General features: G+C 46.0%; 10 protein-coding genes. 3 read left to right on the top strand and 7 right to left on the bottom strand.

Translation table 11 applies throughout. The features are described from left to right. A partial coding sequence (locus H6F50_RS19990) for a histidine kinase dimerization/phospho-acceptor domain-containing protein (RefSeq protein ID WP_190430056.1) occupies window positions 1–1242 on the bottom strand: 1242 nt, incomplete at its 3' end. 28 nt (window positions 1243–1270) lie between these two features. On the opposite strand from H6F50_RS19990, the gene H6F50_RS19985 reads away from it, so the two are divergent. Further along, window positions 1271–1435, top strand: a complete 165-nt coding sequence (locus tag H6F50_RS19985) for a hypothetical protein (RefSeq protein WP_190430055.1) — start codon at window positions 1271–1273, stop codon at window positions 1433–1435. 243 nt (window positions 1436–1678) lie between these two features. Here H6F50_RS19985 and cysS read toward each other — a convergent pair whose 3' ends face one another. Then, window positions 1679–3160 carry a cysteine--tRNA ligase gene (gene cysS / locus H6F50_RS19980; protein ID WP_190430054.1) on the bottom strand — a complete coding sequence of 494 codons (1482 nt, stop codon included), beginning with the start codon at window positions 3158–3160 and terminating at the stop codon, window positions 1679–1681. 547 nt (window positions 3161–3707) lie between these two features. Here cysS and H6F50_RS19975 point away from each other — a divergent pair. Together H6F50_RS19975 and dtd are read left to right on the top strand one after the other, a co-directional pair. After that, entirely contained in the window at window positions 3708–4859 is a 1152-nt protein-coding gene (locus tag H6F50_RS19975) for a GTP-binding protein (protein ID WP_190430053.1), read from the top strand. Between the two features lie 126 nt (window positions 4860–4985). Then, window positions 4986–5441 carry a D-aminoacyl-tRNA deacylase gene (dtd, locus tag H6F50_RS19970; protein ID WP_190430052.1) on the top strand — a complete coding sequence of 152 codons (456 nt, stop codon included), beginning with the start codon at window positions 4986–4988 and terminating at the stop codon, window positions 5439–5441. 77 nt (window positions 5442–5518) lie between these two features. On the opposite strand, the gene H6F50_RS19965 is transcribed toward dtd, so the two are convergent. The 5 genes from H6F50_RS19965 to H6F50_RS19945 all read right to left on the bottom strand — a co-directional run bounded on the left by H6F50_RS19965 (window position 5519) and on the right by H6F50_RS19945 (window position 10136). Continuing rightward, window positions 5519–6877 (bottom strand): DUF2330 domain-containing protein, encoded by a 1359-nt coding sequence (locus tag H6F50_RS19965; protein WP_190430051.1) that lies wholly within the window; start codon window positions 6875–6877, stop codon window positions 5519–5521. Window positions 6878–6906: 29 nt separating this feature from the next. Next, complete coding sequence (locus H6F50_RS19960; protein ID WP_190430050.1) at window positions 6907–7833, bottom strand: RnfABCDGE type electron transport complex subunit D; 927 nt, start codon at window positions 7831–7833, stop codon at window positions 6907–6909. 313 nt (window positions 7834–8146) lie between these two features. Continuing rightward, window positions 8147–8323: a hypothetical protein gene (locus H6F50_RS19955; protein WP_190430049.1), complete on the bottom strand. Its 177-nt coding sequence runs from the start codon at window positions 8321–8323 to the stop codon at window positions 8147–8149. Further along, on the bottom strand, window positions 8320–9051 hold the full coding sequence (gene radC / locus H6F50_RS19950; protein WP_190430057.1) for a DNA repair protein RadC: 732 nt from the start codon (window positions 9049–9051) through the stop codon (window positions 8320–8322). The genes H6F50_RS19955 and radC overlap by 4 nt, the downstream gene beginning before the upstream one ends. Window positions 9052–9194: 143 nt before the next feature. Continuing rightward, window positions 9195–10136, bottom strand: a complete 942-nt coding sequence (locus H6F50_RS19945; RefSeq protein WP_190430048.1) for a phosphoribulokinase — start codon at window positions 10134–10136, stop codon at window positions 9195–9197. Between the last annotated feature and the right edge of the window lie 112 nt (window positions 10137–10248).

Below are 10248 nucleotides of genomic sequence, written 5' to 3'. Positions count from 1 at the left end.
ATGGGTATTTCCTTGTCTGTGACTAATTTCCTTTTCTAGTGCCTCAATTGCATTGCAGAAGATATTCATGAATGCTTGGTTGAGTTGCCCAGCATTGCATTCTACAAAAGGAAGGTCGCCATAGTCTTTATGAACCACAATATCAGGGCGTATACCTCTGCCTTTGAGCCGATTTTGTAGAAACAGGAGCGTGTTGTCGATGCCTTCGTGAATATTGACACACTTCACTTCTGCTTCGTCGAGCCGAGAGAAGTTCCGCAGGGAAAGAACAATCTCAGAGATCCGTTCTGCACCTACCTGCATTGAAGATAGAAGTTTCGGCAAATCTGACCTCAGAAAATCCAGGTCAATGTCTTCCATTTCTGCTTGTATCTCTGGCACTGGCTGAGGATAGTGCTGGATAAACAGGTGCAGCAAGTGCAGCAAGTCGTAGGCATACTCGCTGGCATGGGTGAGATTGCCATAAATAAAGCTGACAGAGTTATTAATTTCGTGGGCGATACCGGCAACGATTTGTCCCAACCCAGACATTTTTTCGGTCTGAATCAGTTGAGCTTGAGTACGCTGGAGTTCATGCAGGGTTTGCTCTAACTGGGTTGTTTTCTCTCTGGATTGAGCTTCTGATTGCCGCAGTGCTTCTGCTGCCTGTTGATGAATCTGCGATTGAGCAATGAGTAACTGATGTACGTCTAAGAGTCTGCAAATTCCCGATTGCAGTTGCACGACGAGCGGTTCGTAAATGAGTTCGGGCGATCGCTTTAAGGACTGCTGTACAGTTTCGACAATGGAACTGTTGCGATCGCATACTAAAATCTCACATCGGGCAATGCTGTAGAGTGCCTTCAGAGAAGGCGGGGAAGATAACTCTAAGCTGTAGAGACGGCGCATAGATTCAAAGAAGCGCCGTCGCGAAATCATTCCGACGAAATTACCTTGTTCGGTAATAATCATGCCAGGAAGCAATGGGTTCGCTTCAAAAATCTGGATTGCTTCCTCTACGGCACGTTCCGACTCGATACTAGCGTCGTAGAGCGTTAATTCTTCTAGCGTCGAATCTAAATGTAGGGGTGACGGTTGGGAAGTCGCCTCTTTTTGGCTTTGTTCAAAATCCTCAGTCCGGGTTACTGATGCTTGCTCAATCCATGCCCAGGGCGTTACTTGTTGTTGAGTCCTGCTTAGCATTTCTTGTGAGTAGTCCGTCCAGTGAGAAGTGTCTTCTGGAATTTTGTGCATCAGTCCCATCGCACCTCTGTTAATGCCCTGATTCAGTATGGCTACTATCAAGCTTTTGAAAAAGCTGCGTAGTGCTACCGATCTCTACACGTTTGCGATCGCAAATTCCGGATTAAGCGATCGCGATCGCTTACGTAAATTTACGTGTTGTTCGATACACTATACGGAAACTTTAAACGCAAAGCCTCTACCACGGGTGTGAATTAGCACTCTTCTTTTGTGTAGATGCCATTTTGTAGGCTTTTAGCCACTCTCCTAATCAAGCAATCAGCCAAGGTAGCCAAATTGCTAAACTCAAAAGCGTTATAAACAGCGCTGGCAAAGTCAGGATGAGACTCAGATGACGAGAGTGAGGGTGAGAAAGAAGAAAGCGATCGCTCCTGCTGAAAATCCCGTTAAGGCGATCGCGATTGGTGCAGCATAGGGAGTTGCCGCGATGCTCATCTTAGTTACGATGCCATCGCGTACCATCCGGGCTATCAATTAAAGTAATGCCCTTGGCTTGTAGCTCGTTGCGAATGCGATCGCTTTCAGCAAAATTTTTCGCAATCCTGGCTTCCTGGCGCTGCTGAATCATCGCCTCAATGTCTGCATCGCTGAAACCACCAGAAGCGGCAGTTTCAACCTGTAGCTTTGCGATCTCGTCAGCACTTACTTCCAAGCCCAACACACTTGACAAATTAACCAAATTATGCCAGTAAATTTCTAATTGTTCGGGTGGGATCTCAGTTTTACCCTGATGAACGAGGATATTTCCCTGCTTGCCTAACTCTTTGGCAAGTTCAAACAATATGGTTAACCCGCCAGGAAAATTCAAGTCATCATCCACTTCTGCCTGAAATCTTTCCACAGCGTTGTCATGTCCCCCCTCGCTGACGGGGAGATTGGCGGGGTTTCCCATCCAACCTAGTTGGGAACCGTACTTGTATCCAAACAACAGACCTTCTTTCAGCGTATTCCAACCGTTTGTCGCCGCTTGAATTGCTTCATCGGTAAAATCAATCGGCTTGCGGTATTGGGCTGTAAGAACAAATAGCCGCACCGCCATTGGATCGACGGGTCGATCGAGTAACTCTCGAATGGTGATAAAGTTGCCCAGAGACTTAGACATCTTTTCCCCATTGACCGTCACCATCCCGTTATGCAGCCAGTAGTTCGCTAACGGCTTGCCAGTCACCGCTTCCGATTGAGCAATTTCGTTCTCGTGGTGAGGGAAAATTAAGTCAGCACCGCCAGCGTGGATGTCGATTGTATCGCCTAAGCGATCGCGCACCATTGCCGAACATTCAATGTGCCACCCCGGACGACCCGCACCCCAAAACGATTCCCAGGCGGGTTCCCCCGGTTTTGCCGCCTTCCACAGCGCAAAATCAAACGGATCTCTTTTCTTGGACGCTTCCAGGTCTTCCACCTCCACCCGGTTACTCGCGCCCGCTTGCATATCTTCTAACTTGCGTCCCGACAGCTTACCGTACTCCGGAAATTGACGCACCGCATAGTAAACATCACCCGCAGCGGGATAGGCGAAATTTTTCTGTTCCAACTCGTGAATCAGCCGCTGAATCCCATTGATCGTGTGTGTAGCACGCGGATATTCATCGGCTTCTTTGATATTCAGCCGCGCCATATCCTCAAAATAAGCTTGGATGTAGCGTTCGGCGACTTCTTCCATTGACGAACCTTCTTGACGCGCCCGGTTGAGGATTTTGTCATCAATATCGGTAAAATTCTGCACATAGCGCACGTCATAGCCGACAAATTGCAGATAACGGCGCGTCACATCCCAGACGATGCAAGCTCTTGCATGACCCAAGTGGCAATAGTCATACACCGTCACGCCGCAGTAGTACATCCCGGCTTTACCGGGTTCAACGGGTTCAAAGGCTTCCTTGCGACGAGTGAGGGTGTTGTAGAGTGTTAGGGCCATTCCTAGAACTTAAGAAATAAAGTGCATCTGTATCAGTATTTTAAATTCCCTGGTCAGCAAGCCATCCACTCATCCGAATTAAAATTTTACTTTGTCGCTAATTAAGTCTCAAAAAGTAGGTGCTTAAGAGAGTAACTAGGGAGCAATGCGGCTTCAACACAACATCATGCGCTTCAACATCGACTTAACGCGATAGCGTTAGCGAAGCGAGGCGTTAGCCTAGCGCTGACTTGTCAGTTCGCATCCGCTAACACTAACGCTAACAACATTGCTTTACTGATCGAAATTCGCTTCAAGATGAAAAATGCTTAGGCGATGCGAAAAGGATTGGAGAATGCCTTCTTCGGAGTTAGGTAAGCTGGAGGGAGAGAGCGATCGCTCTGTTAGCGCGTATGCGAAGCTGTTCGCTTGCTATAAAGTAAAAGGTTGGATCTCCATTTCAATCCATCATCGGGATCTAGAGCTACACTGCGCTAAGCGCTTAGCTCCTACAGTAATTTACGTATAGCTCTATCAACGTTTTTTGAGAAAATCTGAAAGTCGTACTATGCAACCAGCCACCACTCCCAGCCAATCTCCAGAGATAGATGCCCCCAAGCACGGCTTACCCGTGACGATCATTACAGGTTTCCTTGGCAGTGGCAAAACCACCCTCCTCAATCACATCTTGAGCAATCAGCAAGGCGTCAAAACCGCTGTTCTGGTTAATGAATTTGGTGAGATCGGCATTGATAATGAGCTGATTGTCACCACCGGCGAGGACATGGTGGAGTTAAGTAACGGTTGTATCTGCTGCACCATTAATAACGATCTCGTCGAAGCCGTCTACAAAGTTCTGGAACGCGAAGAAAAGGTCGATTATCTGGTAGTCGAGACAACCGGACTCGCAGATCCCCTGCCAGTGGCACTTACCTTTTTAGGTACCGAACTGCGAGACATGACTCGTCTAGATTCCATCATTACGGTCGTAGATTCGGAAAACTTCAGTCTCGATTTATTCAACAGCGAAGCCGCCGCCAGCCAGATCGCATACGGTGATATCATCCTGCTCAACAAGGCAGACTTGGTGGATGAAGCCGACTTAGACTCCTTAGAAGTCAGAATTCGGGATATGAAAGGCGGTGCCCGGATTATGCGAACCACCAAAGGACAGGTGCCGCTACCGTTACTCCTCAGCGTCGGTTTATTTGAGACTGACAAATATTTCCAAAACGAAGAGGCAGAAAAGGGTCACGACCATCACCACCACGACCACGGTCATGACCACGGTCATGACCACGCTCATCACGATCATCACGACGATCATAGTAGTTGCGATCACGATCATGGCGTTTGCACTCACGACCATCACGACCACGATCATCATTCCCACCACTTGGAAAATGACGGGTTTACCTCGATTTCCTTTGAAAGCGACAAGCCTTTTGCGATCAAGAAATTTCAAAATTTCCTAGATAATCAGCTGCCCTCGACCGTCTTCCGTGCCAAAGGGATTCTTTGGTTTGATGAAAGTCCTCGGCGTCATATCTTCCACTTGTGCGGCAAGCGCTTCTCCATCGATGATGAAGATTGGACAGGAAAACCAAAAAACCAGTTGGTACTGATTGGTCAGGATTTAGATAAAGAAACTCTGCAACAACAAATCAAAAGTTGTGTTTGTCTGCCTTCTACTTCTCGCGGTAAAGGCTTTGGGAAATAGTTTTTAGGAATTAGCTAATTGCTAAATTCCTAATCGCTTTTCTCAGTTAGGTCAAATAGATTGCGGCTCTAATGTTTAGTCGGGACATGGCATTGTCATGTCCCAACAGATGTATCGAAGCTAATTATGCGCGTTGTCATTCAGCGAGTTAAATCCTCACAAGTTGAGGTATCAGATCGAGTAGTCGGCAAAATTGGGCGCGGACTTAATTTACTCGTAGGCATTGCCGAAACAGATACCGAAGCCGAACTGGAGTGGATGGCTCGTAAATGTCTGGAATTGCGCTTATTTCCAGATGAGCAGAATGGTAGCGGACGTTGGGAGAAATCAGTCCTAGAAATTGAGGGTGAACTGCTGGTAGTCAGCCAATTCACCCTCTATGGAGATTGTCGCAAAGGACGCCGCCCCTCTTTTGATAAATCTGCTGCGCCTGCGATCGCTCAAAATCTTTACGAACAGTTTATCGCTAAGTTGCGCCAGAGCGGTTTGCGCGTAGAAACAGGCGAATTTGGGGCGATGATGCAGGTAGCAATTGAAAATGATGGCCCTGTTACTTTGCTGCTAGAACGAGAAGCGACTTAACTTGAATAACATTGACTCCAAAGCTGTAAATTCCCCCCTTCCTTTGCAGGAAAGAGGGTTAGGATGTTAGGTCATTATTAAGGCCAGATGTTTTGCCACCAAGGTCTAGAATTGCTTTGTGCAACAGGCATTTTCTTCCGAATATCCTGAATATTCCACCCAGTTAGCTTGGCGAGAGTCTGCGCCTCTTGTTCAAATCGTTTAGTCAAAGACTGTTTATACTGTTGACCCGCTTGACACTTCACATCTCCTGTAAAGGGATGACGAAGGACATAACGACCTTGAAAACTTTGTTCATTTGATGTTTCTTGAAACACCAAATCTTCCGGGAATTTATCGCGGGTGTACCGGACGTGGAGACGGGTGATAAAAACATTATTAGAGGGAACAACGGCTCTACGGAAAGGTGCTGACTCGCGGGCATCCGAAGGATAATTCTCTAGCCAAAAAACACCGGCTTTTCGCAGTTCTTCTGGATTTAAAGGTTCGGCAGAACAGGGATCGCAGTTTCCCATGTTCCAGGCATATTCCAGAAAGGCAACCTTTTTGTCTTCACGAGTGTAAGAAGTTTGAAACATCGATTTGTAGAAATCGCCAAATTCATTTTTGACGAATACTGGAATTTCAGCATCCGAGGGGATTTTTACAGTTCGGTAATTGGTAACTTCAGCTTGTCCTTTAGGCGATAAAACGTAAACAATCAAATCTTGTTCGCTAGTAGAGTTAATCATCCCTAGACGAATCGGCAACATAAATTTAGGCGATTCGTAAGCCATCTGTAGAGGTCGCAGAAATTGAGAACCGGAATTTTGAAATTCTTTAAGATTGACTTTTGCAACAAAGAATTTCATATTTTGCCGGATATAAGGTTGCAGCAGTTGTTTTGCACCCCGTGGAATCTTATATTCGTTACGATTTAGCCACGTTTCTAGACCGTTTGATTCCTTTGCACTGAGAATAACAATGTCATACTCTCCCACATTGAAACGAGCTTCTACAGTGACACCCAAGCTATTGTCTTCATCCCTGCTAGCTCTTGCACCGCCTGACGTTGGTGCGGATGCTGGTGCAGGGAGCCTCTCGTACATGACCGAATTACAAGGATCTTCGTCAAAATATTCCACCAGTCGCGGCGCACTAAAAGCATCCAATCGCTCGATAATTTTAGGGTCGCCAACGTGAACCTGTTCTTTCTGAAGCACTGTCGGAACGGGGACAACCAGGGCAAAGTCTTTGACATCCCCTTGATAGTCATTCGCCATCGTTAAAATAGTGCGATCGCGATCGCGAGCAATTACCACTTGTGACGTTTTATTGTAAAGCTTTGTATCCGCTTTCGCCACATAGAAACCACAAAACCCCCAGGCTGTCGGAGCAAAGCAAATAACAGCCAGAAGCGTTATCACTAAAGTTTTACAGATCCGAAATAACTTCATTGTCACCTCTGCTAGTAATTAATAAAAACTTACACTTGTAGATACGTCTCAGATTCAGTTTCCTCAGGTTTATCAATGACTGAAGTACTGAATGTCTGTGAAGAAGTCTCCGCCCAAGAAAATCGGGGTGCTGACCAGAGAAAATCTAACAGAACGGTCATAGGTGCAAGGGCGAATAAAGCCCAGAAAACAGCAGTAGAAATAAAAAATTGATTTCGCAAGAAAAAAGTTAAGCAGCCAATAGAAACTGCCCATACTAAACGCCCACTCCTAGCGTTAGGAATAGAACGAGGATCTGTAATCATAAATAGAGCGAATAACAACAAAGAACCGCTCATCGATCGATGTAAAAATACATCCCATGTCCAGCCAAGCCAAATATTGCGAGTAGCTTCCAACAAAGCGTAGGAACCTAAAAAAGCAGCAGTTGTATCCCAACGACCAACTCGTTTTAAAATCGTGCCCCCGGTGCCTGCAAATAACAGCGCATACCACCATTCATCTCCCCATTGTCCGGGCGAAACCCAGGCATCTTTTGTCAAGATAAGCGCGGCAATAATACCAAAATTAGCAGGGTTAAAAAAATGCTTATTCCGAAAATTAAAAATAAATTTACTGAGAATTGCGAAAGAACCAGCCAAAATCATTGTGCTGTAACTATCGGCTCTTAGCAGCAAACTGAGACCTAAAGCCGTAATAAAAGCACTCCGTAGTGAAAGCTTGACAGGAACATTTATTAAACCTGAATCAATTTCATTGGGACAATTATCTTGTACCGGAAGCAAATTGGATAAGTTTTGTTTAATCGATGCTGCTAGCCACTGAGTCACTAGACAAGTTATCATCACCACTAGAATTAGATCCGGTCTTAGCGTCCAGTCTCTTGTCCAAATACCTAAGAACAGGAACAAGGATAGAAACAAAATTTGATAGTCTCGGACATCTTTTAGCAGCATTGCCGGTTAATAGTAAGATTAGCCGTATCTTTCTCCTGAATCTAGACGCAATAAGATGCGAACAGGGGTTCTGTTACAGAAATTGTTACAAAGATGCCGGTTAGTTAAGACGGTTTTTACGAGCGATTCAGCTCCCAGACTTCTTGGAGAAGCTAGGGATCTTGCCAATGCTTTTCATGAATTTTAGAAAGCTTTTTAAAAGTAGTCTATATAGAAATCTTATTTGAGTTATGAGCCAGCGATTTAGATCCCCGACTGCTTCATGAATCAGCAACTCTCACTTGTGAAATTGAGAAGCCCCCAAGATTAATGGCTATGCTTTACCCATAAGTCCAAAAACCCTGTAGGGATTTTCGCATTTGAGCGATAACTTGAGGACAAAAACGGGCAACTCGCTATCCAAAGGCTTCGCCCTTTCCCGGAGCGTGACAGGGTTTTCAACAGATGTGGGTAAAGCATAGAGGTTATGGGGACGTTGTAACGACTTCAATCCCCCTGCGGATACTCCTCCCATAAGGTGGTTGTTTGCCGCAGACTCAGATAGTCACCATTGCCTAAAATCAAATGATCTAGCAGTGGAATACTTAAATATTGCGCTCCCATCAACAACTGACGGGTCAAATCTATATCTTCTTGACTGGGTTCAATGCTCCCTGACGGATGATTGTGTGCAATAATCAGCCGCGTCGCACCCTGGCGAAGGACTTCTCGGAAAATCTCGCGGGGAGGAGCCAACGTTTCAGTTGCAGTGCCAATGGTAATCACTTGAGTACCCACCAAGCGATTCTTTACATCCAACAGCACCACGGCAAATCGTTCTTGCATCTGCCACATCAACTCATGACTGAGCGCAGCAGCAGCGGCAGCAGGACTATCAATCATGGTGCTAACTCCGGGGCGAGATAGAAATGCCCGTTTTCCCAACTCAACCGCTGCTAGAATTGTGGTGGCTTTTGCTGGCCCTACACCAGGAATTTTCGTCAACTCTTGAACGCTGATATCTCGTAACATATCCAGCGGATCGCGTTGGTGTTGACTTAATTCCTGTAATATGTATTGCCCAAGACCGACAGCGGAAAGTTTTCCTGCCCCTTGACCCGTGCCCAGCAAAATCGCAATTAGCTCAGCGGTTGCAAGATTTTTGGCTCCCTGAGCCATTAATCGTTCGCGAGGACGTTCGCTAAGGGGTATATCTGCAATTCTGAGGCAATAGGTCATAAATGCACCGGGAAAGACTATATCTAGTTTTCCCGATAGTGCCGTGAGAGTTGCGATCGCACCAAGAACAAAACAATTAAGAATCAAAAATTAAAAATAGAATTTCTCAATTTTTAATTTTGCATTTTTAATTTTTTAATTCCCTACTGGTGGATATTGGCAGCTTTGAGCATATGATAGGCAACCAGTAGCTGAGTCAGTGCCAGAGGGTAACTTTGGAGCGTTTCCCCAGTTGTCCCGACGAGAGTACCCAGATTGGGGGTACCGTCCAAGCTACAGAAAGGCAGTAAGTCAGGGATGTCATTACACAGCATCCGCTCTAAATCTCTGACTTGTTCGCTTGTTGCTTGACCGTCAATCTCTAGGACATCAACCGGCTTGCCCATATCCCGCTCAAGTTCCAGGCGAATTGCCGGTTTGTAATTAGGACTGCTTGGGTTCAAAATTTGGGTCAAGCTTGGATGTGGAATTGTCGGTCTGAGTACCAATTGCACATTCAGGTGTGAACTGTTCTCCTCTGGCGTGTCTGTAGGTGGGTAGAAACTTACCACGATATCTGCCCATTGGCGCTGGGGACGGATGTATGCTTCTGAGTCTGGTTCGCGCTTTCTCAATTGTTCGCGAACCTGTTCTTCGTTATAGCCCCGTTTCATCGTATCTCGCTTGATCTTCCACTCAGCGCGTAGAGCTTCAGGCGGTGCTAAATAAACTTTTACATCGTGATAGTCACGGGTTTTCATGGTTGAATAACCGAGAAGCCCTTCAACAATCACAAACTTGCTCGGCTTGATATACTCAGGCGGATCGAACATCCCCGTGTCGTGGTTGTAAATCGGCTTCAGGATGGGCTGTCCGTTTTGAAGCAGGGACAGGTGTTGCTCCATAATATCCAAGTAGTTGCAGTCAGGATGCAGTGCTGAAATTCCCTTCTCTGCACGCTGAATTCGGTCGTACTTGTGATAATCATCGGTACAGATAATGGTGACATTGTCTTCACCTAATATCTGAGCAATTCCTCGTGTTAGTGTTGTTTTCCCAGCGGCACTGTCACCAACAATGCCTAGAATAATCGGACGATGGCTCATTTTCCCTCTCGCGCAAAAGCAAGTCCTGCTGGACATTCTGAATTGTTCAATTGTAGAGGGAATAGGGATCAACTCGATCGCAAGAATGCCTGCTGTTTGGGCGTTGGTTCTC

It is taken from the genome of Coleofasciculus sp. FACHB-712 (assembly GCF_014695635.1).
GTDB lineage: Bacteria > Cyanobacteriota > Cyanobacteriia > Cyanobacteriales > FACHB-T130 > FACHB-T130.
The sequence above is the reverse complement of the archived record's forward strand: the minus strand, read 5'-3'. Positions and strand labels throughout refer to the sequence as shown.